Below are 23339 nucleotides of genomic sequence, written 5' to 3' on the forward strand. Positions count from 1 at the left end.
TTAAGCCGTATGCTTAGAAAAAAACTTAACCATTAAGTGTCTGAAGTTTGATCTTTAAGCATTTGTTGAATGGCATAACCAGCTGTCATAAAGCCAAAGATATTTGGTAAATAGGAAATCGTACCATTGGTGGCGCGAGGACGAGCATTGGGTTCACCAGGAATGGGTTCGTGGGGTAAGGCATTGATGGCGGGTTCGGATGAGAAAACAACAGGGTAATTCAAATCACCCCCCAGCTTTCGCAAATGACCTCGCAATGCTCTGGCAAGACCGCAAGTATGTGTTTTCTTTAAAGTGGTAACTTCAGCTTTGGTGACATCAGTACGTCCACCTGCGCCAAGTGCTGTAATCACTGGGATATTGGCTTGTTGGCAGGCATAAACCAATGCTGCTTTGCAAACTATAGAATCAATGCAATCCAGTACATAATCAGGTTTATAAAATGCGAGTAATTCAGCTACATTTTCAGGGTGGATAAAATCATCATGAATATTAACGGTTGTATCAGGATTGATATTGGCAATGCGATCTGCGGCAATGGCTGTTTTTTTATCACCGATATTGGATTGCAGGGCAATCAACTGACGATTGAGATTGGATAAACCCACCACGTCATGGTCAAGCAAGGTAATTTTACCCACGCCAATGCGCGCAATGGCTTCTGTGGCAGCACCACCTACACCGCCTAGTCCGATAATCAGTACATGTTTATTCATGAGGTTTTGTAACCCTTGTTCACCAATGAGGATATGGGTGCGTTCGTGTAGAATATTGGATGTTGGGCTCATATATTAAATAACTCCTGCGCATTTTGGCTACAAATGTTTAAAATTTCTTCGGGATGCTGTCGGCGTAGTTTAGCCATGATATTGGCAACTAACATCATTTCTTTGGGCTCATTACGCGCATGTTTGCCCAAACCATCCGGCGAATCGGTTTCCAATAAAATTGATGCTAGTGGTAACTGGGTAACCAAATCCTTTGTTTTGTGGGGGTTGGCACAAATAAGTCGAGTTCCAATAGCTATATGGAAGCCTAGTTGAATAAATATTCTTGCTTGTTGTAAACTACCCGAAAAGCCATGGATCACGCCGTATGTTTTTGGGTGCTTTTTCAAGCAAGAGGCAACTTTGTCTCCTGCTTTGACGCTATGAACAATTAACGGCAAATCGTGTTTTTCTGCCAGTGCTAATTGCGCCTCAAACCACCACAGTTGTTTATCTTGTTTGGGTTTGTTGGGCATAAAATCCAACCCACATTCACCAACAGCAATGGCATGATCCAACAAATCATCCAGTTGCTCTAAATGTGCCTCTTCATGCAAATCACAAAACCAAGGGTGTACACCATAAGCATGAAAGGTGTTGGGATGTTCTGCTTGAATGCGTTGTTGTTCTTCCCATTGGTGGAAACCAACACTAGGCACAATAAATTGTTGGATGCCAATATCATGGGCTTGTTGTAATACTTGGGGTAAATCATGGTTAAAACTCACATGATCAAGGTGGCAGTGGCTATCTATCCATGCCATGTCTTATCCCTTACGTTTTATCCAAACCAATACAGCAATACCTGCTACCACCATGGCAGATGATTGCAGCATACCCATGGTGATGTTGGCAAAGATGAAGCCGAGCTGTTCATCGGGTTCACGGTAGTTCTCACAAAATATACGTGCCGCGGCATAACCCAACAAAAATATGGCAATGCGTGTACCAACTGCCCAATCTCTTTTGCGGGTAAACCATAAAATGATAAAAAGCAGTAAACCTTCTAGTGCCATTTCGTAGAGCTGGCTAGGGTGACGCGGTAAATTACCTGCATGAGGGAAAATCATTGCCCAAGGTACTTGAGCTGGGTCGGCAACACGTCCCCAAAGTTCACCATTGATAAAGTTGCCTATACGTCCAAAGGCAAGCCCAAGTGGTGCAACCACGGCAAAGCGGTCAAGCAACTCTACATAGGGCAAACCAGCGCGTTTGCAGTATATATAACCCGCAAGCACCGAGCCTAAGAAACCACCATGAAAAGACATGCCGCCATTCCATACATAAAATACTTCGATGGGGTGTTCTAAATAATAAGAAGGGTTATAAAATAAGACATACCAAAGTCTGCCACCTAAAATCACGCCAAGAATCAGCCAAGTGAACAGATTTTCGAAACTTTCAGGGTGAATCATGGTTCCCCAAAGGTGTTGTTCTTTCAGTTGAACTTGCACCAGTTTCCAAGCTGACATAAAAGCAAACACATACATCAAACCATACCAATGTATGGCAATTGGCCCCAGCTGCAGGGCAACAGGGTCAATTTGCGGGGCTAACATACGATTACCATACCATCCATAGTAGCACACCACCCAAAATAATGCGATAGATGACAAAAGGCCCCATGCCTACACGGTCTAAAAACTTGAGGAAGTAGTGAATACAAATGTATGCAGAAACTGCTGAGATTACATAACCAAGAAGCAAGGCATCAAGGCTAGCTGCTTGATTGGGTTGCTCAATCCAATCTTTGATTTTTAAACCACCTGCCAAGAAAATCACGGGTATGGATAATAAAAAGGAAAACCTTGCTGCAGCTTCGCGTGTATAACCTAAAAACAAAGCGGCTGTCATGGTGATACCAGAGCGAGATGTGCCAGGAATTAATGCAACGGCTTGTGCCAAACCAACAATCATGGTGTCTTTAATGCCCCAAGCTTGTTCACCGCGTTCGCGTTTGCCCATTTTGTCTGCCGCCCACAGCAATAAACCAAAGACAATGGAAGCAATGCCTATGGTTTCTACTGAGCGTAAGTCATTTTCGATATAATCTTTTAGCGCTAAGCCAGCAATGCCCACGGGAATAGTGGCAAGCCCAATCATCCATGCCATTTGTCCATCGCGGTTGGCTGTCCAATCACGTTTTTTGATGGTTTCACCCATGCCGAGAATCATTTTAGCCAAGTCACTACGAAAATAATAGATGACTGCGGTTAACGTGCCCCAGTGCACCATGCAATCAAAAGCCAGACCTTGGTCTTGCCATGTGGATACAAGGGGAACCAATGCCAAATGTCCTGAGGATGAAATCGGTAGAAACTCAGTTAATCCTTGAATAAGCCCAAGAATGGCAGCTTGGAAGGCGCTTAAAGATTCACTCATGCCTTGCGACGTTGTTGCACTGCTTGTGATAAAGTTTCTAACATGGGGGCAGTGTCATCCCATGAAATACAAGCATCGGTGATACTGACACCATATTTGAGTGGTGTATCAGGAGTATTGTTTTGTCTACCTTCATTTAAGTGACTTTCAATCATCACACCTTTGATGTGTTGGTTGCCTTCGGCGATTTGTGTGGATACATCTTTACCCACTTCAATTTGCCGCTTATGCTGCTTTAAAGAATTGGCATGACTAAAATCAATCATTACGCCTGAATCAATACCCGCTTGATCCAGTTTACTTACAGCAAGTGCAATACTTTCGGCATCATAATTGGGTTTATCATTGCCACCGCGAAGGATAATATGGCAATCCTCATTGCCACTGGTGGAGAAAATTGCTGATTTCCCTTCTTTGGTGAGTGATAAAAAATGATGGGGGTGTGATGCCGCACCGATAGCATCAATGGCAATACTAAAACCACCATTGGTACTGTTTTTAAAACCCACTGGGCATGATAAACCTGATGCAAGCTCTCGGTGTCCTTGGCTTTCGGTTGTGCGTGCGCCAATTGCTCCCCAACTAACCAAATCTGCAACATATTGGGGTGAAATTAAGTCTAAAAACTCAGTGCCTGCTGGTACACCCATATTGTTAATGTCTAATAACAGTTTACGAGCTTTGCGAATACCTGTGTTAATATCAAATGAACCATCCAAGTGGGGGTCGTTAATCAAACCTTTCCAGCCCACCGTGGTGCGTGGTTTCTCAAAATATACACGCATGACAATCAATAAGTCTTGTTCATATTGTTGACGTGCTTGTTGAATTAAGCTTGCATATTCAAGGGCTGCTTTGGTGTCGTGGATGGAGCATGGGCCGACAATGACCAGTAACCGGTCATCTTCACCATGTAAAATGCGGTGAATGGCTTGGCGGGTAGCAAAAATTGTTTCTGCCGCCGCATCAGTGATTGGAAACTCTGAATGAACTTCTAAGGGTGAGCTTACTTCACGTAAACCTGTAATACGAAGGTCATCGGTAAGATGGGATGCTGACACTTGAGCACTCTCCTTGAACAAAACAAACTATTATATTGGGCGCATGATACTGTTTTTTTAATAAAATTCACGAGAACAGTTTTTGATAACTCTGAAGCAACCAACAGCGGTGAATATTGCCAAAAATTTTACGCGCACGGTCGAGGTTTATAAACCTTATGAATATCCAATATTTACACATATTTTTTAACTTATCCACAGCTTACTGTGCATAAGTTGTGGGCAATATTTGTATAACAACACAAGAGATTGTGTCTTGTGTTATTTCTAAACCCAACATATAGTGGCGCACAGATAATGCAAAGATGAAGCGATTTTCATGTAAAATTCACGTTTCAGCAAGGGGACAACATCTTATGAGCCAAGTGCAACCGAAAGAACCACAGTCTATTAGCTCGGATTCAGGTATGGGTATTAATGAAGTAACATTGCAGCCAGCCAGTGAAGATATTTGGGATAAAAAGTATCGATTAAAAGATAAAGATGGTAATGCAGTGGATGCCAATGTGGCAGACACTTATAAACGTGTTGCCAAAGCTTTGTCGGAAGTGGAAGATGAAGACAAACGTGAATTTTGGAGCAATCGCTTTACTTGGGCCTTGGCGAATGGTGCAATTCCAGCGGGTCGCATTATGTCCAATGCAGGTGCGGAAGCACATAAACCTGCAACATCAACGATTAACTGTACCGTTTCTGGTGTGATTCCTGATTCTATGGATGGTATTTTGACCATGGTCAAAGAAGCTGGTCTGACACTTAAGGCTGGTTGTGGCATTGGTTATGAGTTTTCTACATTGCGCCCTAAAGGTGCATATGTGTCAGGCGCAGGTGCATATACTTCTGGCCCATTATCTTTCATGGATATCTATGATAAAATGTGTTTCACCGTGTCATCGGCAGGTGGTCGTCGTGGCGCACAAATGGGTACTTTTGATATTTCTCACCCAGACGTAACCGACTTTATCAAAGCCAAACGTGAAGATGGTCGCTTGCGTCAGTTTAACCTATCATGCTTGATTACCCGTGACTTTATGCAGGCTGTTAAAGAAGATGCCGATTGGGACTTGGTATTTCCTGCGACCAAAGATGAACTAGCCAATGATGATATGCGCATTATTTTTAAACGTGTTGCCAATCCGCCTGAAAGTGCAGCGCAGGATGATCGTGGTTTTACCGCGTGTCGTGTGTATAAAACGATTAAAGCTCGCCGCCTGTGGGACGTGATTATGTCTTCCACTTATGATTATGCTGAGCCAGGTTTTATTTTGATTGATGAAGTGAATGACCTGAACAACAACTGGTTTTGTGAAGATATTCGCGCCACCAACCCTTGTGGTGAACAACCTTTGCCACCGTATGGTGCTTGTCTTTTGGGCTCAATCAACTTAACCAAATTTGTACGTGAACCTTTCACAGAAAACGCTTATTTTGATTGGGATATGTACCGTGAAGTGGTATCGGTGTTTACCCGCATGTTGGACAATGTGGTGGACATCAATGGTTTGCCGCTTGAACAGCAACGCCAAGCAATTTTGGATAAACGCCGTCATGGTATGGGATTCTTAGGTCTTGGCTCAACGCTCACTATGTTGCGTACCAAATATGGTTCTGAAGATTCTTTGAAATTCACTGAGAAAGTTGCTTATGAAATGGCAAAAACAGGTTTTGAAGTGGGTTTACAATTGGCAGAAGAAAAGGGTGCTGCGCCGATTATGGAACAAGACTTTGAAGTGACGAAGGATATGTTGTTTAAACGCCCTGAAATGGTGAAAGACGGCTTCAAAGTGGGTGATAAAGTCAAAGGCAAAGTGCTTTGGGCAAAATATTCGCGATATATGCAAAAGTTTGCCGATTCAGGTGACCAAGAATTGTTGGATGGCTTGATTGAGAAGGGGTGTCGTTTTACCCATCATTCATCTATTGCGCCTACAGGCACGATTTCATTATCGCTTGCCAACAATGCATCCAATGGTATTGAACCATCTTTTGCCCATCATTATGCGCGTAACGTGATTAGAGAAGGTAAGAAGTCCAAAGAAAAAGTGGATGTTTTCTCTTATGAGTTATTGGCTTACCGTGAAATGGTAAATGCAGATGCTATGCCTTTTGGCACAGATGACGCGACCAAGCTGCCTGATTATTTTATCTCAGCTGATGCGGTGACACCAACACAACACGTGGATATTCAAGCTGCGGCACAAGTTTGGGTGGATTCGTCTATTTCTAAAACTGCGAATGTACCGACCGACTTCCCTTATGAAGACTTTAAAAATATTTACATGTACGCCTTTGATAAAGGTTTGAAGGGTTGTACTACTTTCCGTTTTAACCCTGAAGTGTTCCAGGGTGTGTTGGTCAAAGAAGAAGATTTGGAAAACACCACATACAAGTTCACTTTGGAAGATGGCACAGTGGTGGAAGCCAAAGGCAATGAAGAAATCGAATATGATGGTGAAATGCATACAGCAGCCAACTTATTTGATGCCCTCAAAGAAGGTTATTATGGCAAGTTTTAGTGCATATGAAGGCTAAGTTCTCACCTGAACTTAGGGTTCGTTGGGCGGAGTTAAAATTTCCGCCAATTAATCTGTGGGTGATGGCATCGTTGTCTTATGACAAACCATCGCAAGGGGAAACCGCCCACATACACCGGAGGCAACGCCCGGGGTTGAATGCAATTGTTCGTAAAACACAAGGCAAACAACCAAACGCGCTGCACAATTTGCATAAACGGCTAGAATCATTGTTGGCTGTTCGTGGAGGAAAAGTATGAGTATCAAGATTGAAAAGAAAATTACGGCTTATGAAGTTGCAAAACCTGAAGATGAAACAACAAAACAGGATAATAATATAGCATCTATTGCACCGTTGTTGGAGCGTGATGAAGTTTTGGTGGGCAGCACTTACAAAATCAAAACGCCACACTCTGAACATGCCATGTATATCACCATCAATGATGTGGTGGTCAACCAAGGCGAAGAAAGTGAACACCGCCGCCCATTTGAAGTGTTTATCAACACCAAAAACATGGAGCATTTCATGTGGATTGTCACCTTAACGCGTATTATTTCTGCGATTTTCCGCAAAGGTGGTGACATTACATTCCTCGTTGAAGAGCTGAAAGCTGTGTTCGACCCTAGAGGTGGTTACTACAAAAAAGGTGGTAAATACATGCCATCAATTGTCGCTGAAATTGGCGAAGTTATTCAAAAACACTTGGTCTCTATCGGCATGATGGAAGGACAATTACAAACTGAAGAGTTGATTGCCAAACGCAAAGAAGCTGAGGAGAAATTAGGCAAAGAAGGCGTAGCCAACGGCGCACAATGCGATAAGTGCTCAGCCATGGCGGTAGTGCGCTTAGACAATTGCAATTGCTGCCTAGAATGTGGCGATTCTAAGTGTGGATAGGGTGTTGAATCTGTAAAGATATTAAGTAGCATAAATTTAAAGTAAAAACTGACTTGGCTGTTATCTCAATGAGATAGCAGCCTTTTTTTATTAGTAATAGTTAAAAGTCGTACTGAGAACGTTTGATAAGATACAAGAACTCTAAGATGTGGGGTTATTAATTTGAGGTATTAATATGTTAGGAGGGTTTTCTATGCAATAAAGGTGAAAGCGTAAAGATATACGGATTGAGGAAACCTGAAAGTTTACAAATCTTTAAACCGACAAACCGCCCAATTTGCAAAAGCTGTCAATCAGCATCCATTGTGACCTCCTCAAAAGTTGCCAAAATCAAGCTCGTGAATCTCCAACTGTCTGTTTAATGCTCTTCTTATGAACGTATAACAACGAACGACCTAATATGGCACTTGGTGGTATAACGCCTAAGCAAAAGCTGGCGTTAGCTGCGTAACAGTTTTCTACTTATAAATGCAGACACTTATGGGTGGATTACCTCACCACATAAGGTTTTTTCAATACGAAAACTAACTTAAGTTGCCTTGGGAATTGAATTCGCCTTTTGTTACAACTTGTAGTAGTTTTAATTGGCATGTTCTTTTTCCATTCTCGTAAAATTAACCAAACAACAACGACCTGATGGGTTCCTAGATTCACACGCGCATAAACTCTCTTTTGTCTGTTTCACTACAAAGTCTTTTATGGCTTTCGCCGTTCCATTATTCAATGCAGTTTGATACACAGGTTTAGATATAGCAAAACAATGGCAAAGCATGGTATATTTTTCAGACTGAAATTCGCGCAACTTTGATTTTGAAATGATTGTAACTGCTGAAAAGTAACCTGTTGTACAATCTTGATTAGAGCAAAAGGCATAATCACCAGACACCATGTTTTGGTTGTCTGGGAACTGCACCTGATGCAACATCGTCTGCCTACCCACAGGAAAGCAGCTTTGTTTGCATGTAGGACAAACCTTTCTTCCCTTTTTGTTGGTCGTACTACAACAAGAACATGACATCATTCATTTCCTCTTAACCAGCACAACATGAAAGCTGTTTTACATCTTTAGTAAAAGTCTGAGCGCATAGCTTGATTCCTTCAACCATCGTGAGATACGGAAACAATTGATTAGAGAGTTCCTTGATCGTCATTTGGTTATACAATGCTATTGCTGCTGTCTGGATAATTTCACCACCTTCAGCAGACAGAACCTGTGCCCCAAGTAGTCGTCCAGTGTTTTTATCCGCTACCAGCTTAATAAAACCATCCGTATCAAAATTAGCCAAAGCTCTTGGCACACTCTCTAATGATAGGGTGCGTGATTCAGCATCAATACCCCTCTTTATTGCCTCTGCCTCTGTTAAACCCACCGTACCTACCTGAGGGTCGGTAAATACGACTGCGGGCATAGCTGATAAATTAAGAGCAGCATCTCCACCAGTCATATTAATGGCTGCCCGTGTTCCTGCTGCCGCAGCCACATAAACATACTGAGGTTGATTCGTACAATCCCCCGCTGCAAAAATATGCCCAACGGACGTTCGCATATGATCATCAATAATAATTGCGCCCTTGTTATCAAGCTGAACTCCTGCCTTGCCAAGCATCAACTGCTCAGTGTTAGGATTTCTCCCGGTAGCTACTAACAATTGATCACAACGAATTTCTCCTGCTTTAGATGACAAAACAAAGCTCTTCCCATCATGCGATACGGACTTGGGAAGTGTATCCAGCATAACTCGCGCACCTTCTTTCTCAAAAATGGTCACCAACCCTTCGCCAATCGCGGGATCTTCCTTCGACAAAAAAACACTCCTAGCCATTATTGTAACTTTTGACCCCAATCGTAAAAATGCTTGAGCTAATTCAAGTGCTACCACTGAAGCACCAATCACAACTAGGTGTTTAGGTAATGTTTTTGAAACCAGTGCCTCTGTTGATGTCCAATAGGGAGATTCAGAAAGACCTGGAATATCTGGAACAGCCGAACTTGCACCCGTGGCCAGAAGTATCTTATCAGGTTTAAGGCGTATCTCACTTCCCTTACCCTGTTTCACGACTAATGTGTGTGCATCTTCAAAGTTTGCCCATCCTCGAATTAGTTCAATATCAGGGTTGTTATCTAGAATACTTTCATATTTGGTATGCCTTAACTCTTCGACTCGAGCCTGTTGTTGTTTAACCAGTTTAGCACGGTTAATTTGTGGTTGATTTAGAGAAATACCACCGAAGGCATGTGAAGATTGTAAATGGGATATATGGGCGCTACGAATCATAATCTTTGAAGGTACACAACCAATATTTACACAAGTTCCCCCAATAATTTTTGCACCTTCTATTAAGGTTACTTTTGCCCCTTCTTCAGCCGCCTTGATTGCTGCAGCAAAAGCACTCGAGCCAGTTCCTACAATCGCAATATGCGTTTTAGACTCACTGGGTAATTTGTTTACATAGCAGTCATTCATTATTGATCCACCTTATGATTTTCATCACAACAGTCATCCTTACCTTTTTTCAAAAAAGCATATACCGTTAAAATAAGAAAAAATAACAGGGCTGGCATGAGTACCGTATCAAGGTGACCTACCCAAGCCGATAAACCAACAACACCAAGTAGAATAACCAGCACGGGGGTAAAGCAGCATAGTGCCAGTATTACAGAACCTATAATGCCAGTTTTCAGTAAAGTTGATTTTTTCATGCTGACTCCTTATTTAATGACATGACGGGCAGTACATTACTAACCACATTATGGCTAAAACAACCCCAATACCGATGATGACATTCGGGACAATTGAGTTACCACCCTTTTTTTCTAACGGACGCATTATTTTTTACCCTTAATTGTAGCTGGATAACCGAGATCCGTAATAGCCTGAGCTATTGCTTGAGGTGACTGTTCACTATCTTCATAAGTAACTGAGGCAAGTGACGTATTAATATCAACAGAAGCTTCGTGTACGCCTTTCATTTGCAAGGCTCTATGTCTAACACTGATGGGACATGTACCACAGGTCATGCCTGAAACATGAATAGTAACAGTTTGTTCCTGCGCCAAACCATTTTGTGCAGATATGGCAACCAAAGAGCAAAGTGCAGTAAGTAATATCGTTTTTCGCATAAATAAATCTCCTTATTTTATGAGGTATGGAAGTAATGAAGGTGAGATCAAAAGAAACATTGCAATTCCGCCTAATACCCAAAGTAGAACAGGTTTTTTGGGTGGGCAACCCTTGGCGATACATACTTTTCTACCTTGCCAGTGATTCCACCCCGCCCACACAATCAGAGCTAGAGTAATCACAGCAAATAGAGGTCTGTATGGTTCCATAGCAATAAAGGCCGAGGCTGAACCCAATCCCAACATCACTACAATTAGAGGACCAATACAGCACGCAGATGCTAACCCTCCTGCTATAACTGCACCAATTAATGGTGTGTTTTCTTTTTTTGTTTCAGTATTACTCACTTAGATTCCTCCAACGATTTTAAAATAGGGCATGCTTCACTGTCTGCTGATTGCTCACATTTATCTGCCATTTCTAAAAGAACATCCTTCATCTGGGATAACTTGGTAATACGTTCTTCTAGCTCTTGGGCTTTTGCTTTGGCAACAAGTTGCACCTGTTTACAATCACCTGACTGAAGACCAAGAAGCTGAGAAATTTCATTGAGGGTAAAACCAAGTTCTTTTGCTTGTACGATAAATTTTAAACGAATGACATCATCTTCAGAATATTGTCGGTATCCTGATTGGGTTCTCGCGGGTCGTGGAAGTAGCTCACGTTGTTCATAATAGCGTACCGTGTCTATTGGCACACTTGTCCTTTTTGATAATTCACCAATCTTCATAGGCGAATGATAAGCCTTGGAGTATACTCCAGAGTCAAGCATTAATTTGGGTTATGTAATAAGTATCTTTGGATACGGTGATTGCCCCAATCAGCTATATATACCTGCCCATCCTGATTTACTGCTACGCCAGTAGGTCCAGAGAGTTTATTCGATTGATTTTCTGTACCACCCCAAGCTTCAATGAAGTGGCCACTACGATCAAAGTGCTGAATTCGATTATTATAAAAGTCAGCCACAAAGAGGTTGCCATTTTTCCCGACAGCAATTCCTGAGGTTACACGGAACCTTCCTCCCCATAGCCCTATGCCGCCAATACTTTGCAAAAAACTACCGCTCGCATCAAAGATTTGTACTCGATTGTTATAAGCATCCGATACATAAACACGGTCATCCAATCCAATAACGATGCGAGATGGATAGTAAAACTCGCCTTTATGCCCATCTGTAACAATAAAATTTAATGCAGAACGGACCACATTGACTTTACCTTGTTTGCCCCATGTCCTAATAAAATGTCCATCAGGTGTAAACACCTGAATACGATGATGATATTGATCCACCACATAAACCTGTCCAGCTCCATTTACAGCTACATCTACAGGAGATTCAAATTCGCCCAACTTATCACCAGCATTTCCCCATACCGTTAGTAAATCCCCGTTAGCATTAAACTGAAATATTTGATCCAAATCATAATCTGTGACCCATACTGTATTATGAAGACCTATGCCAATACCACTGGGTTTTTCAAACAAATCCTGACCAATAAACATGATAAACTCACCACTTTCAGTGAACTTTTGTACACGTTTATTACGAACATCGGTAACATAAACGAAACCCCTCTTATCCACCGCTATATCAAAAGGCTCATTGAATTGCCCACACCCATCACCCAAGCTTCCCCATACCTGAACATTAATAGGGTTATCGGTACTACAAGCACTAAATAATACTGTAACAAATAATGCTAGAAAAACCTTTATTAAAATTTTCACTGGCGAGTAATATCACGTGCTGTAAAACCTGCTTTTTTTACAGCTTGGCGTAGCGATTGATCAGTCACACCCATGTTTTCCTGTATTGTAATCGTTGCCTTGCCTGTTTTCATATCAATTTTGACAGCTTCAATACCTTCTATTTTTTTCAGGTTTTTTTCTAAACCATAGGCACAAAAAGGACAGGATAGACCATCAACTTGAATGGTCACCGTTTGCGCTTTAACTCCTTCCGCAAACAAGGTATTTAAAGACATGATTGACAGAATAGTAATAACAAAAATTGATTGTAATATGCGCATTTTATAACTCCTTAAAAATTCCAGCGAAAACCTGTTGTCCACACCAAGTCTGTTTCAAGTGTTGTACCATTTAATTGTTGCTTCACTGGTATTAAGACTGCTGTTTCCAATACATATCGGCTAGTAACATATTGTAAACCAGGAACTAGGTTCCAAGTAGTTCCACCACTGTCTACATTAGTCGCACCTGCAAGCTTATTCTTTCCATTCCAAATAAGGTTAGATTCAAGCACAGCATAAATAAAAGAAGGTACACCAATATTCTCTAATGAATGTGGCAATATTCGGTATTGAAAAGACCCATCTAACCTAGCTTCATCACCAAATTTAAAGTCGTATGCTTTAGTGTTTGCCTGATAACTTGTTGCTACATCAAACTCCCAGTCCAACGTTTGTCTGGTAATGGCGATGCCTACAAAAGGATCCCAAGAACCTGACCCAGATTGTAAAGGACGTGGTATCAAGCCAAAGGCATCTTGCTTATCATACCTGCCACTGGGTATTTTTATGCCTATGAAAGGTGCGATGCGGAACGTATCCCCTGGGCTATCCACTTGGTAAACAGTGTAACGTGCAAATAGTTTACTATCACCCAAGCCCTTCGTCTTGCGACGAATACGTTCCCCTCCCATTGTGGTATCCATGAGTTTATTTACGTTAGCCACTACGCCAAATAACGCTAATTTAGAACTCAGGCCATAAGCCAGAACCAGAGGCACGGCTGTAACTGTCAAATCTCGTTTTTGGGAAGTAACATCACCAGTTTTGCGAATCAGTTTTAGTTGTGATCGAAGAATACCTACCCCTTCGGACACTGGCAGGGCACTATTAAACGTAATGGGACCAGCAGTAGCTACACCCACAAACGTAAACAAACTACTGAGCACCATAATCCATACAAACATCATTTACTCCCTTTTAGACTATCCATAATTGGACACGCGTTCAGAGCTCCTTTTTTTGGGCATGCATTCACAAGAGGAAGCAATGCATCTTTCATACGTTGTAGGTCAAGAATTTTACTTTTAATCTTTTCAAGATGACTTAAAGCCATGGCACTAACCTCAGCACAACTTGAATTATGATCACCTTGTAACGCAAGAAGTGCTGCAATTTGTTTCAGAGTAAATCCAAGCTTCTGTGCACGTTTGATAAAGAATATTCTTTGTACCGATATATCATTGAACAAACGATAGCCATTAAAAGATCGGGAAGGTTCAGGAAGCAAACCACGACGTTCGTAATAAAGAACTGTTTGTGTATTTACCCCTGCTTCTTTAGCTGCCCAACCAATAGTTTTTTGCCTCATTCATGTACTCCACTTTTTATCTACTTATAGTGCTTTCCCATTATCAACAAGATGATTCGAAAGCGGGTATTTTATTATCTCGAAAGGTTCTTTTATAGATATCATGTAATCTGCGAAAACTAAACCCATGACTATAGTATGGAGTCAAGCATTCCCAAGGAGATTATTGTTGAGGTGGTAATCCACCCATAAGTGTCTGTATTTATAAGTAGTAAATCATTAAGCAGCTAACGCTTAGTTTTTGTTTAGGCGTTTACCACCAAGTGCCATGTTAGGTCTCTCATTGTTGTACGTCCATAACCAACGTGTTGTATGCCTCTGAACTTCTTCCACCTCACTAAAGATATATTGGTTAAGTCAGCGTACTTTAAGTAACCATATTCTTTTGAAAGTTACTGAACGGCGGGTTTATTGGGTTAACCAATCCTGCATTAAACTTTTGATTTTGGTTTGATATTTGATGCCTTCAAGCGCACTTTTTTGTTTAAAGGATTCCAACATTGGTTCAGGCACTTTGAGGCTAATCAATTTACTCTTTTTTGGTTTTTCTTGCATTTTCCGAAAAGTTTCTAGGAACTCTAAAACTTGTTCCGTAGTTATACCTTTGCATCGCTCTAAATATTCATCGCTAAAGTATTGAATGGGTCTCATTTTAACTTCTTAAGGGCAGCAATATCTTCTAAATCTTGAGGTCGGCCTGATTTTTTTTTCATTTGAATTAAATCATCAATAGCAAGCACTTGAATGTCCAAACCAAAACCTTGTTTGTTTACAGTATTCATTTTAATCAAGTCTTCAGTGATAATAATATCGACCATTTCCGCTGGGTTGTTTGGGTTTACAAAGGACCAAGCAACCATATTCCGATTGTTAATATACTCATCACGAAAGTGGAATACTTCATGAGCTTTAACTGGCAAACGAGCTTGTAATCCAATCGATATGAGTGCTTTTTCAGCATTGAGAAAGTTTTGTTCATCCACTTGAATGACCAAATCGACATCCATGGTGCCGCGAAATGCACCATGTAGCGCCACAGCATAACCACCTACAAGAGCATAATTTACACTGTGTTTGCTTAATGATTGGATAAGCTTTTGGATAAACATGAATAAAGTATATCTAAAGTATATATTATGTAAAGGTACTGTAACCTATTCTACTTCATACTGTATGTTTGTAGCTTTGGGCGGTGTCTTTGCTAGGGTTCGTCCCATTCAAAAATAAACCTAATGAATATTCTGATTCAAAAGAGAGACATATGGCAGAAACAGCGGACGAACTAACCATTGATTATGAAGAAAATGGTATTTTAACGACCAAACAAACGGATAAAATGATTTTGAGTAAAGGTGCATGGGTAACTATTTTGTTTAAGTACCAAACTTGGGACAAAACCAACCAAGAATACAGCACTGATAAGTATACGATTCGTCGTTTTCAAAAGCGTGATGGTAAATATACACCGCGCTCAAAATTTAACATTACCAATGCCAAACAAGCCAAGTTGATTGTAGACACTTTACAGGATTGGATGAAATAAAGTGAGTAAGCGCAAGGTGTTATTCTTATGTACGGGTAATGCCTGCCGCTCACAAATGGCAGAAGGTTGGCTCAAATATTTAGCAGGTGACATTTATGATGTGTATTCTGCGGGCATTGTCGCACATGGTAAAAATCCGCGGGCTATTGCTGCGATGAAGCAAGCTGGTGTTGATGTTAGTCAGCAAAAGTCTGAAGCATTAGACCCTGTACTTTTGGCAGACATTGACCTTTTGATTACAGTATGTGGCAATGCGGATGCAAGCTGTCCAACTGTGCCTGTAAGCTGTGAAAAACAACACTGGCCTTTTGATGATCCAGCAAAAGCAAGTGGTAGCGAAGAAGAAATCATGGCTGAATTTTATAAGGTGCGTGACAAAATTCGTCAGCAAATCCAAGTTTTCTTGCAAGGTGCATGACAATTGAAAGCCCAGCATAAATGGCTACAGGGGATGGTATGAAAACAGCTTTTTTAAGGTTGATGAAAGGTATAGAAAATATTCGCTATGTTATGGTGAATATGCTTTTCTTGTTTTTAGTTGGCTTCTTGTTGTACACCTTGATGCAAGCGCAGCCAACCATGCCAGAACGGGCGATTTTACAGTTGGATTTAAAAGGAGCTTTGGTTGAGCAGGTCAAACGCCCAAGTTTTGGTTTATCCGCGTTAACCAATCCTGAGCCGAAACAGGTGAAGGTGCATGATGTGGTGATGGCGCTGGAAATGGCAGCCAAAGATGAGCGGATAAAAGGTGTGCGCCTTGATTTGAGCAAACTATCATCGGCTGCCTTGCCGCATTTGCAAGAAATTCGCCATGCTATTGAAACATTTAAGGCAAGTGGAAAACCTGTGATGGCGTATGCTGATAATTGGACGCAAGCACAGTATTATTTGGCGGCAGCAGCAAATGATGTGTATTTGCATCCTATGGGGAATATTGCATTGCAGGGGTATGCTGTATACCGCAACTATATTAAAGATGCCTTGGATAAGTTGGGTGTAGATGTTCATGTGTTTCGGGCGGGTAAATATAAGTCAGCCGCTGCACCTTTGATACAAAATGCCATGTCAGATGCAGAAAGAGAGGCCGATAGCCAATGGTTAAATACGCTTTGGGATGTATATAAAACAGATATTCAAAACATGCGAGGCATCAAAACGGCACGTTTACAGCAGGTCTTAGACACTCCCGTTGCGAGCATCAAGGCTTATGATGGTGATCTGGGGAAATTCTTTATGGCAGAAGGCTGGGTGGATGGTTTACTTTATCCAGAGCAGGCAGATGCTAAATTACAAGCCAAAACAGGGCCAGCTGAACTGGTGGATTATAAGTCATATTTGATGGCGAATACCAGTTTACTACCATCGCAACCGCAAGATGTGGATAACTGGGTGGGTATCATTACGGGCAGTGGTCAGATTCTAAGTGGTGAACAACCTTCAGGTACCATTGGTAGTGATACCATGGTTGAGTTATTACAAACAGCACTTCATGACACGCGCATCAAAGCTGTGGTACTGCGTTTAAATACACCTGGAGGTAGTGCCCAAGCATCCGAGAGTATTCGTCATGCTGTTGAAGTATTGCGGCAACATGGTAAACCTGTGGTGGTATCCATGGGTAGTATGGCAGCATCAGGAGGTTACTGGATTGCGTCTGCAGCCAATGAAATTTGGGCATCACCTGCCACCATTACAGGTTCTATAGGTGTTTTTGGCATTGTACCCAATATTAGTCATAGCCTAGAGAAGTTAGGTGTGCATACCGATGGTTTGGGTACAACTAAATTGGCAGGAGCAATGCGTATTGATAAACCATTAACTGCTGAGCTTGCAGCGTCGATTCAACTTAGTATTCATCAAATTTATAAGCAGTTTATCGGGCATGTAGCCCAAGGGCGGAAGATGCCAACGGAAAAGGTTGAGTCATTGGCACAAGGGCGTGTTTGGAGCGGGCGTGATGCCAAGGATTTGGGTTTGGTGGATGCGCTTGGCGACATGGATGCTGCGATTCAAGCTGCGGCACGATTGGCACATATTGAGAAGAGTCATACTGCAGTGGAAGTCACACCACCCATGAATGCATTGGAGTTTATGATGGAGAATATATTGAGTGAGGTTTTGGTATCTCTAGATATTCAACCATCGGCAATGGTTGATATGTTGATGCAAACACTTCATGTGCAAGATGATATTTTCGCGCTGAATGACCCTCGCGGTATTTATGCTTTGAGTGATATTAAATTGAAGTGATGTTTAGGTTTCTTGGTCAAAGCTTTTTAATACTTCATCATATTTGAAGCTGACATCTTTGCTGTCTTTTTCCTTCTCAAAAACAATAAACGTATGTTTGTTTAGTAAATGTTTGGGGTTGATATTGATGCGAAGCTGCTCTTGATATACTTCTTTTTTCTTGGATTCAGAAATCTTTGGCAATTTTCGCATATGTTTTTGGTAGGTCAGCAGTGAGCGTATGAGAATAAGCGGGTATAAGAAGGGAAATAAAACCAATGAACCACGGCTTAAACGTACATAACGGATTTCTTTGATATTAAAGCCTGCTAGCCGTGCAAGTATGCGTAATTTTTGTAAGCCGATTAGAAAAATATGCCCATGGTAAATTTCAGTTGATACCGATTGATCGTCCATCCAAATATCATTAATTTCATTGGGTGGCATTTGGCTACTGGTTTCACTTTCAAACATGATATAGCTGAATTTAGCTGCTAGGTTGGAGTAGCTAGGTGTGGTAATAATCAGTGTACCATTTTGTTTGAGTACACGATTAAATTCTTTGAATACCTGTAATTGGTCACTGAAATGCTCGATGCCTTCTTGGCAAATGAGCATGTCAGCAATATTATTTTTTACAGGAATACCTTGTGTTACATCAGCACGCTCACAACTTACACCTTTAAGTTTAAAGTATTCAGGGAATAAATCAAAAGCACGAACTTTTGCCCCCATATTCAGTAAAAGTTGTGATGTAAACCCAGAACCAGCAGGCAAATCAATCACCGTTTTACCCTGAAGTTGATCTTGAATACGATGTAAATACTTTGTTACATGGTATTTGATATCTTTAGGGTTTTGTGTGTGTTTGTTATCCATAATTGATTAGCCGATTAAGGTTACAACCTCACCATCGCGTTTATGAATATGACCAATGTGGTAAACTGTTTCGCCAGCATCACGAAGAACTTTTTCAGCTTCTTCGGCATTATCTTTAGGTAGAATAACAACAAAACCTATACCCATATTAAAGGTGCGATAACGTTCGGTTTTGTCTACATCAGCAAAACTGAGTAAATATTCAAACACGGGTGGTACGCCCCATGAAGATACATCGACCGTTACTGCCAAATCATCAGATAAAATACGTTCAAGATTATCAAACATGCCACCACCTGTGATATGTGAAAAACCATGTACGGTTACACCGCTTTTCATCAAAGCATTGATGGCTGGTACATACAAACGGGTTGGTGCTAAAACTTTATCAATGGCTTTGCTACCATCGGATAGCGTGTCATTGTTTAAGTCTGCTTTTCCTAGTTCTAGTAGCTTGCGTACCATAGAAAAACCATTGGAATGTGGACCATTTGAAGCAAGCCCTAAGACGACATCACCATCGGCAATGGTTGAACCATCGACCATTTTGGGTTTATCCACGACACCTACGCAGAATCCACCAATATCATAATGCCCTGGTGCATACATGCCTGGCATTTCAGCCGTTTCGCCGCCAATCAAGGCACATTCACATGTTTTGCATGCATCAGCAATACCTTCGACCACACCAGCCAAGGTTTCACCTTTAAGTGTACCTGTTGCTAAGTAATCTAAGAAGAATAATGGGGCAGCGCCCAAAGCAGCCAAGTCGTTTACACACATGGCAACGGAATCAATGCCAGCTACATGTGGTTTATCGTATTCTTGCAAAAGCAATAACTTGGTACCAACACCGTCTGTACCAGATACCAGCACAGGCTCTTGCATGCCTGAGAAATCAGGTTGGAATAACCCACCAAACCCGCCCAAACCTGCAAGCACTTCAGGGCGCATTGTGCTGTTTACAGCATTTTTAATTCTACCTACAAAAGCATTGCCAGCATCGATATCTACACCACAATCGGCATAGCTAAGTTGTTTTTTATTATTAGACATCAAGATTTCTCACTTTTAGCGCATTGGCTTGGATAAAGTCGCGGCGAGGCTCAACAGCATCACCCATTAAGGTTGAAAATGTTTCATCGGCAGATACAACATCTTCAAGAGTTACTTTAAGGAAAGTACGGTTAACAGGGTCTAAGGTCGTTTCCCAAAGTTGTTCAGGGTTCATTTCACCCAAACCTTTGTAACGTTGAATGCTCAAACCACGGCGACCTTCTTTATCAATCAGGTTTGCTACATCATCATAGGTGTTAATTTCCCAGCGTTTGTCACCACTGGATACATAAGCACCCGTGCCAACCAAAGATTGTGCATTGTTACAAAGTTTTTGGGCTTCGGAGAATTCAACGGTGGATACCAAATCAATATCCAAACGTGAAATTTTGGTACGGCCATGATCACGGCGCTCAAATTGTACCCAACATGCATCCAAATCTTCATCTTTATAAATTCGGAATTTCAAATCTTCATCCGCACGCGATTCTTGTTTGAAAGTTTCAATAATGCCTTGCATATGTGTTTCTAAGCGCTCTTTGTCACGCATCATCGCGGCAGACAGTTTTTTACCTTCAACCAATAGTTTTAAGACGCGCCCATCCACACGTTGCGATAATCTAATCACCAAAGCGTGTAAACGATGAATGCTACGAATAAAGGTTTGGAAGCGCTCGGTGGTCATGGCACCTTTTTTAGCAGATTCATGGTACTCTTTGTCTTGGCTACCTGTTTCAAGCAAAAATTCTTGCAGCTCACTATCATCAGCGATATACCTGTCTTTTTTGCCCCTTGCCACGCGATAAAGGGGTGGTTTGGCAATGTACAAATAACCACGTTCAATTAACTCGGGCATTTGACGGTAGAAGAAGGTCAGCAATAAAGTCAGAATATGTGCACCATCCACATCGGCATCGGTCATAATCACGACTTTATGGTAACGTAGTTTAGCAATATCAAAATCTTCTTTGCCAATACCTGTACCTAGTGCGGTAATTAAAGTGCCGACCTCTTGGCTGGATAACATTTTATCAAAACGGGCACGTTCAACATTCAAAATCTTACCTTTGAGTGGAAGAATAGCTTGGGTTCTGCGGTTACGACCTTGTTTGGCCGAACCTCCCGCAGAGTCCCCTTCCACAAGGTAAATTTCAGAATTTGCGGGGTCTTTTTCTTGGCAGTCGGCAAGTTTACCTGGCAAGTTGGATACATCCAAAGCGCCTTTACGACGGGTTAAATCACGTGCTTTACGTGCAGCATCTCTAGCCATCGCTGCTTCTGCAGCCTTACCAATAATGGTGTGTGCTTCTTTGGGATGTTCTTCAAACCATTCCGAAAGTTTTTCATTCACTTTACTTTCAACAATGGGGCGAACTTCAGAAGATACCAATTTATCTTTGGTTTGTGAGCCAAATTTAGGGTCGGGTACTTTAACGGATAATACTGCTGTTAAACCTTCCCTGCAGTCATCACCTGTGAGTGAAACTTTATGTTTTTTCAATAAACCATTGGATGATGCATAGTTGTTGATAGAGCGGGTTAGTGCTGCTCTTAAACCAGCCAAATGCGCACCACCATCACGCTGGGGGATATTGTTGGTGTAGCAAAATACGTTTTCTTGATAAGAATCGGTCCACTGCAAAGAAAGCTCAACACCTACATCATCTTTTTCCGTTTTAATGTCGATGCACTCTGGGTGCAAAGGTGAGCGCGCTTTATTCAAGTGCTCAACAAAGGCAGTGATACCACCATCGTATTTGAAGACCAATTGCTGGTCAGTGCGTTCATCTGTGAGTTCAATGTGTACGCCACTGTTCAAGAATGAAAGTTCACGCAGACGTTTTGCTAAAATATCAAACGACATATTACGATGTGAAAATGTTTCCAAGCTTGGCAAAAAGCGTACTTCTGTGCCTGTACCATCTGCATCACCAATCACATGGATGGGTTCAACAGTATCCCCACGCTCAAATCTACACTGATAAATTTTCCCAGCACGACGAATGGTCAACTCTAAATAATCGGAGAGTGCATTCACAACCGATACACCCACACCATGCAAACCACCGGATACTTTGTATGAATTACTATCAAATTTACCACCAGCATGAAGCACGGTCATAATCACTTCAGCAGCAGAGCGCCCTTCATCCGTATGCATTTCAACAGGGATACCACGCCCATTATCTCGCACAGTCACCGAATCATCAGAATGAAGAATCACTTCAACTTTATCGCAATGCCCAGCCAAAGCTTCATCGATAGAGTTATCTACAGCTTCGTAAACCATGTGATGCAAACCTGTGCCATCATCGGTGTCGCCGATATACATGCCAGGGCGTTTGCGCACTGCGTCTAGCCCTTTGAGGACCTTGATGCTATCCGCGCCGTATGCTGTTTGTTCTTCACTCATTTGAATACCTCATTGACCATTCTGTTCATTCAAATCTTTTTGTTCATTTTGTGTTCAAGCTTTGGTGTAATGTGTGTTTGCGAATATCTTCGGGCACATCACCAGGCGCTGTCATCAGCACTTGGCCCTGATGTTGGCCTAATCTTTCTAACAAGCGCAAAGCGCGAGTATGGTCTAACGACTCCAAGCAATCATCAAGCAATAAAATTGGCATTAAACGCTTGGTTTCTTGAAGCACCAAACATTCAGCTAACCGTAAGGCTATACCGGATACTTTTTGCTGACCTCTCGAACCACATACACGTATTTCACGGCTATTATAACTGATTTTCAGCCTATCACAATGCGGGCCTTGGGTGACACGACCAAGGCGGTGATGTTCCTCACGTTTACCATGCAACCAACTGAACCATTCTTCTTTGTTTTCAAATGTTTGCCCTGTTAGCTCAAGTTGAAAGGGTAGATCCAACCAGTCGCTTTCTTGGGTTAAATATTGGTTTAATTTGGCGATAATAGTGGCACGTTTGGCTTTGATGATACTACCGTAGCTGACAATTTGTTCTTCCCAGCTGCTTAATTCATCCGCAGAGCCATGATGACGCAATAAGCGGCCCCGTTGCATCAATGCCCGCAAATAGCCTTGATAATGGGTGTAAGAGGCTGTTTGTGTGGCAATCACAAGTCGATCTAACCACTTGCGCCGCTCACCTGGTGCACCATCAATCAAACGTACACCTTGGGGTGCATCCACAATCAAAGATATATGCTCAAACATATCCTTTCGGGCTGCAACCTTTCTACCTTGCAGCGACATATCCACTTTACCTTTTTTACCATCTACGCGAATATGTAAAGGGCCATAGCGTTGAATAGTCGCTTGAATATGAAAAGACTTGGCATCCCAGTGGGTGAGTTGCGGGGCTTTGGCTTGGCGAAATGAACGCCCATACGCCAAAATATAAGCTGCTTCCAAAATAGTGGTTTTGCCGCTGCCATTATCACCTGTAATCAAATTCAAATGCTTGCCACATTGCCATTCAAAGTCTTGATGACAGCGCAGATTGTGCATATGAATATGATGTAGGGTTAAGCGCGGGTTAGCCATTAGCGATAGTGTAATGGCAGGCGATTAAA

The 23339-nt window shown here is 41.8% G+C and carries 27 protein-coding genes and 1 pseudogene; 6 read left to right on the top strand and 22 right to left on the bottom strand.

Translation table 11 applies throughout. From position 1 onward, the window contains the following. Positions 1 to 32: 32 nt before the first annotated feature. The 5 genes from DM09_RS01545 to DM09_RS01565 are packed head-to-tail and all read right to left on the bottom strand — an operon-like array spanning position 33 to position 4210. The gene (locus DM09_RS01545) at positions 33 to 788 is read right to left on the bottom strand and encodes a tRNA threonylcarbamoyladenosine dehydratase (RefSeq protein WP_038247033.1); all 756 of its coding nucleotides are present in this window, start codon (positions 786 to 788) and stop codon (positions 33 to 35) included. Continuing rightward, on the bottom strand, positions 785 to 1531 hold the full coding sequence (locus tag DM09_RS01550) for a TatD family hydrolase (RefSeq protein WP_038247035.1): 747 nt from the start codon (positions 1529 to 1531) through the stop codon (positions 785 to 787). Before DM09_RS01550 ends, DM09_RS01545 begins: the two co-directional genes overlap by 4 nt. 3 nt (positions 1532 to 1534) lie before the next feature. Next, positions 1535 to 2326: a prolipoprotein diacylglyceryl transferase gene (gene lgt / locus DM09_RS01555; protein ID WP_038247039.1), complete on the bottom strand. Its 792-nt coding sequence runs from the start codon at positions 2324 to 2326 to the stop codon at positions 1535 to 1537. Between the two features lie 4 nt (positions 2327 to 2330). Then, a complete protein-coding gene (locus DM09_RS01560) occupies positions 2331 to 3149 on the bottom strand; it encodes an undecaprenyl-diphosphate phosphatase (RefSeq protein ID WP_038247042.1) in 819 nt (272 codons plus the stop codon). Next, entirely contained in the window at positions 3146 to 4210 is a 1065-nt protein-coding gene (locus DM09_RS01565) for a 3-deoxy-7-phosphoheptulonate synthase (RefSeq protein ID WP_038247045.1), read from the bottom strand. Before DM09_RS01565 ends, DM09_RS01560 begins: the two co-directional genes overlap by 4 nt. 407 nt (positions 4211 to 4617) lie before the next feature. On the opposite strand from DM09_RS01565, the gene DM09_RS01570 reads away from it, so the two are divergent. Genes DM09_RS01570 through DM09_RS01575 form a run of 3 tightly spaced genes read left to right on the top strand, consistent with a single transcriptional unit; the run spans position 4618 to position 7621 of the window. After that, positions 4618 to 6726 carry an adenosylcobalamin-dependent ribonucleoside-diphosphate reductase gene (locus tag DM09_RS01570; protein ID WP_051937987.1) on the top strand — a complete coding sequence of 703 codons (2109 nt, stop codon included), beginning with the start codon at positions 4618 to 4620 and terminating at the stop codon, positions 6724 to 6726. After that, the gene (locus DM09_RS11515; RefSeq protein ID WP_232507716.1) at positions 6726 to 6983 is read left to right on the top strand and encodes a hypothetical protein; all 258 of its coding nucleotides are present in this window, start codon (positions 6726 to 6728) and stop codon (positions 6981 to 6983) included. Before DM09_RS01570 ends, DM09_RS11515 begins: the two co-directional genes overlap by 1 nt. Continuing rightward, entirely contained in the window at positions 6980 to 7621 is a 642-nt protein-coding gene (locus DM09_RS01575) for a TSCPD domain-containing protein (protein ID WP_038247051.1), read from the top strand. Before DM09_RS11515 ends, DM09_RS01575 begins: the two co-directional genes overlap by 4 nt. A gap of 580 nt (positions 7622 to 8201) precedes the next feature. Here the strand turns inward: DM09_RS01575 and DM09_RS01580 are convergent. The 13 genes and pseudogenes from DM09_RS01580 to DM09_RS01635 all read right to left on the bottom strand — a co-directional run bounded on the left by DM09_RS01580 (position 8202) and on the right by DM09_RS01635 (position 15194). Further along, positions 8202 to 8642 carry a putative iron-sulfur cluster-binding metallochaperone gene (locus DM09_RS01580; protein WP_318024113.1) on the bottom strand — a complete coding sequence of 147 codons (441 nt, stop codon included), beginning with the start codon at positions 8640 to 8642 and terminating at the stop codon, positions 8202 to 8204. 10 nt (positions 8643 to 8652) lie between these two features. After that, complete coding sequence (gene merA / locus DM09_RS01585; protein WP_038247053.1) at positions 8653 to 10086, bottom strand: mercury(II) reductase; 1434 nt, start codon at positions 10084 to 10086, stop codon at positions 8653 to 8655. Next, positions 10086 to 10322 carry a mercury resistance system transport protein MerF gene (merF, locus tag DM09_RS01590; protein ID WP_038247054.1) on the bottom strand — a complete coding sequence of 79 codons (237 nt, stop codon included), beginning with the start codon at positions 10320 to 10322 and terminating at the stop codon, positions 10086 to 10088. The genes merA and merF overlap by 1 nt, the downstream gene beginning before the upstream one ends. A 126-nt stretch (positions 10323 to 10448) precedes the next feature. After that, complete coding sequence (locus tag DM09_RS01595) at positions 10449 to 10742, bottom strand: cation transporter (RefSeq protein WP_038247055.1); 294 nt, start codon at positions 10740 to 10742, stop codon at positions 10449 to 10451. Positions 10743 to 10754: 12 nt separating this feature from the next. Further along, positions 10755 to 11090, bottom strand: coding sequence for a mercuric transporter MerT family protein (locus DM09_RS10955; RefSeq protein WP_051937910.1), 336 nt, complete (start codon positions 11088 to 11090; stop codon positions 10755 to 10757). Then, positions 11087 to 11515, bottom strand: coding sequence for a MerR family transcriptional regulator (locus DM09_RS01605; RefSeq protein WP_081881041.1), 429 nt, complete (start codon positions 11513 to 11515; stop codon positions 11087 to 11089). The genes DM09_RS10955 and DM09_RS01605 overlap by 4 nt, the downstream gene beginning before the upstream one ends. Beyond that, entirely contained in the window at positions 11515 to 12474 is a 960-nt protein-coding gene (locus DM09_RS01610; RefSeq protein WP_038247057.1) for an NHL repeat-containing protein, read from the bottom strand. Before DM09_RS01610 ends, DM09_RS01605 begins: the two co-directional genes overlap by 1 nt. Then, on the bottom strand, positions 12471 to 12776 hold the full coding sequence (locus DM09_RS01615) for a heavy-metal-associated domain-containing protein (protein ID WP_038247058.1): 306 nt from the start codon (positions 12774 to 12776) through the stop codon (positions 12471 to 12473). The genes DM09_RS01610 and DM09_RS01615 overlap by 4 nt, the downstream gene beginning before the upstream one ends. A gap of 11 nt (positions 12777 to 12787) precedes the next feature. Continuing rightward, the gene (locus tag DM09_RS01620) at positions 12788 to 13681 is read right to left on the bottom strand and encodes a transporter family protein (RefSeq protein WP_051937911.1); all 894 of its coding nucleotides are present in this window, start codon (positions 13679 to 13681) and stop codon (positions 12788 to 12790) included. Then, a complete protein-coding gene (locus tag DM09_RS01625) occupies positions 13681 to 14085 on the bottom strand; it encodes a MerR family transcriptional regulator (RefSeq protein ID WP_038247062.1) in 405 nt (134 codons plus the stop codon). The genes DM09_RS01620 and DM09_RS01625 overlap by 1 nt, the downstream gene beginning before the upstream one ends. Before the next feature lie 202 nt (positions 14086 to 14287). Beyond that, positions 14288 to 14442, bottom strand: a pseudogene (locus DM09_RS11285) (integrase core domain-containing protein); the annotation flags it as partial. A gap of 51 nt (positions 14443 to 14493) precedes the next feature. Then, complete coding sequence (locus DM09_RS01630) at positions 14494 to 14736, bottom strand: CopG family antitoxin (protein WP_038247065.1); 243 nt, start codon at positions 14734 to 14736, stop codon at positions 14494 to 14496. Then, on the bottom strand, positions 14733 to 15194 hold the full coding sequence (locus DM09_RS01635; protein WP_038247067.1) for a DUF6036 family nucleotidyltransferase: 462 nt from the start codon (positions 15192 to 15194) through the stop codon (positions 14733 to 14735). Before DM09_RS01635 ends, DM09_RS01630 begins: the two co-directional genes overlap by 4 nt. 152 nt (positions 15195 to 15346) lie before the next feature. On the opposite strand from DM09_RS01635, the gene DM09_RS01640 reads away from it, so the two are divergent. The 3 genes from DM09_RS01640 to sppA are packed head-to-tail and all read left to right on the top strand — an operon-like array spanning position 15347 to position 17878. Further along, a complete protein-coding gene (locus DM09_RS01640; RefSeq protein WP_038247069.1) occupies positions 15347 to 15628 on the top strand; it encodes a hypothetical protein in 282 nt (93 codons plus the stop codon). 1 nt (position 15629) lies between these two features. Further along, a complete protein-coding gene (arsC, locus tag DM09_RS01645; RefSeq protein ID WP_038247071.1) occupies positions 15630 to 16046 on the top strand; it encodes an arsenate reductase (thioredoxin) in 417 nt (138 codons plus the stop codon). A 38-nt stretch (positions 16047 to 16084) separates the two neighbouring features. Continuing rightward, positions 16085 to 17878, top strand: a complete 1794-nt coding sequence (gene sppA, locus DM09_RS01650; RefSeq protein ID WP_038247423.1) for a signal peptide peptidase SppA — start codon at positions 16085 to 16087, stop codon at positions 17876 to 17878. A gap of 3 nt (positions 17879 to 17881) precedes the next feature. Here sppA and DM09_RS01655 read toward each other — a convergent pair whose 3' ends face one another. From DM09_RS01655 to recF, 4 genes are read right to left on the bottom strand one after another with little or no spacing between them, the layout of a single operon-like run. After that, on the bottom strand, positions 17882 to 18736 hold the full coding sequence (locus tag DM09_RS01655) for a class I SAM-dependent methyltransferase (protein ID WP_038247073.1): 855 nt from the start codon (positions 18734 to 18736) through the stop codon (positions 17882 to 17884). 6 nt (positions 18737 to 18742) lie between these two features. Continuing rightward, positions 18743 to 19792: a phosphoribosylformylglycinamidine cyclo-ligase gene (gene purM / locus DM09_RS01660; RefSeq protein WP_038247075.1), complete on the bottom strand. Its 1050-nt coding sequence runs from the start codon at positions 19790 to 19792 to the stop codon at positions 18743 to 18745. After that, positions 19785 to 22205 (bottom strand): DNA topoisomerase (ATP-hydrolyzing) subunit B, encoded by a 2421-nt coding sequence (gene gyrB / locus DM09_RS01665; protein WP_038247077.1) that lies wholly within the window; start codon positions 22203 to 22205, stop codon positions 19785 to 19787. The genes purM and gyrB overlap by 8 nt, the downstream gene beginning before the upstream one ends. 43 nt (positions 22206 to 22248) lie before the next feature. Further along, complete coding sequence (gene recF, locus DM09_RS01670) at positions 22249 to 23310, bottom strand: DNA replication/repair protein RecF (RefSeq protein ID WP_081881043.1); 1062 nt, start codon at positions 23308 to 23310, stop codon at positions 22249 to 22251. Positions 23311 to 23339 lie beyond the last annotated feature (29 nt).

It is taken from the genome of Ghiorsea bivora (assembly GCF_000744415.1).
In the GTDB taxonomy this organism is placed as follows: Bacteria; Pseudomonadota; Zetaproteobacteria; order Mariprofundales; family Mariprofundaceae; genus Ghiorsea; species Ghiorsea bivora.

Bases quoted from the DNA above. Each gene is read 5' to 3' on its own strand.
- DM09_RS01545 (WP_038247033.1), bottom strand. From the start codon at position 788: ATGAGCCCAACATCCAATATTCTACACGAACGCACCCATATCCTCATT.
- DM09_RS01550 (WP_038247035.1), bottom strand. From the start codon at position 1,531: ATGGCATGGATAGATAGCCACTGCCACCTTGATCATGTGAGTTTTAAC.
- lgt (WP_038247039.1), bottom strand. From the start codon at position 2,326: ATGTTAGCCCCGCAAATTGACCCTGTTGCCCTGCAGCTGGGGCCAATT.
- DM09_RS01560 (WP_038247042.1), bottom strand. From the start codon at position 3,149: ATGAGTGAATCTTTAAGCGCCTTCCAAGCTGCCATTCTTGGGCTTATT.
- DM09_RS01570 (WP_051937987.1), top strand. From the start codon at position 4,618: ATGGGTATTAATGAAGTAACATTGCAGCCAGCCAGTGAAGATATTTGG.
- DM09_RS01575 (WP_038247051.1), top strand. From the start codon at position 6,980: ATGAGTATCAAGATTGAAAAGAAAATTACGGCTTATGAAGTTGCAAAA.
- DM09_RS01580 (WP_318024113.1), bottom strand. From the start codon at position 8,642: ATGATGTCATGTTCTTGTTGTAGTACGACCAACAAAAAGGGAAGAAAG.
- merA (WP_038247053.1), bottom strand. From the start codon at position 10,086: ATGAATGACTGCTATGTAAACAAATTACCCAGTGAGTCTAAAACGCAT.
- merF (WP_038247054.1), bottom strand. From the start codon at position 10,322: ATGAAAAAATCAACTTTACTGAAAACTGGCATTATAGGTTCTGTAATA.
- DM09_RS01595 (WP_038247055.1), bottom strand. From the start codon at position 10,742: ATGCGAAAAACGATATTACTTACTGCACTTTGCTCTTTGGTTGCCATA.
- DM09_RS01605 (WP_081881041.1), bottom strand. From the start codon at position 11,515: ATGCTTGACTCTGGAGTATACTCCAAGGCTTATCATTCGCCTATGAAG.
- DM09_RS01615 (WP_038247058.1), bottom strand. From the start codon at position 12,776: ATGCGCATATTACAATCAATTTTTGTTATTACTATTCTGTCAATCATG.
- DM09_RS01620 (WP_051937911.1), bottom strand. From the start codon at position 13,681: ATGTTTGTATGGATTATGGTGCTCAGTAGTTTGTTTACGTTTGTGGGT.
- DM09_RS01625 (WP_038247062.1), bottom strand. From the start codon at position 14,085: ATGAGGCAAAAAACTATTGGTTGGGCAGCTAAAGAAGCAGGGGTAAAT.
- DM09_RS01630 (WP_038247065.1), bottom strand. From the start codon at position 14,736: ATGAGACCCATTCAATACTTTAGCGATGAATATTTAGAGCGATGCAAA.
- DM09_RS01635 (WP_038247067.1), bottom strand. From the start codon at position 15,194: ATGTTTATCCAAAAGCTTATCCAATCATTAAGCAAACACAGTGTAAAT.
- DM09_RS01640 (WP_038247069.1), top strand. From the start codon at position 15,347: ATGGCAGAAACAGCGGACGAACTAACCATTGATTATGAAGAAAATGGT.
- sppA (WP_038247423.1), top strand. From the start codon at position 16,085: ATGAAAACAGCTTTTTTAAGGTTGATGAAAGGTATAGAAAATATTCGC.
- DM09_RS01655 (WP_038247073.1), bottom strand. From the start codon at position 18,736: ATGGATAACAAACACACACAAAACCCTAAAGATATCAAATACCATGTA.
- purM (WP_038247075.1), bottom strand. From the start codon at position 19,792: ATGTCTAATAATAAAAAACAACTTAGCTATGCCGATTGTGGTGTAGAT.
- gyrB (WP_038247077.1), bottom strand. From the start codon at position 22,205: ATGAGTGAAGAACAAACAGCATACGGCGCGGATAGCATCAAGGTCCTC.
- recF (WP_081881043.1), bottom strand. From the start codon at position 23,310: ATGGCTAACCCGCGCTTAACCCTACATCATATTCATATGCACAATCTG.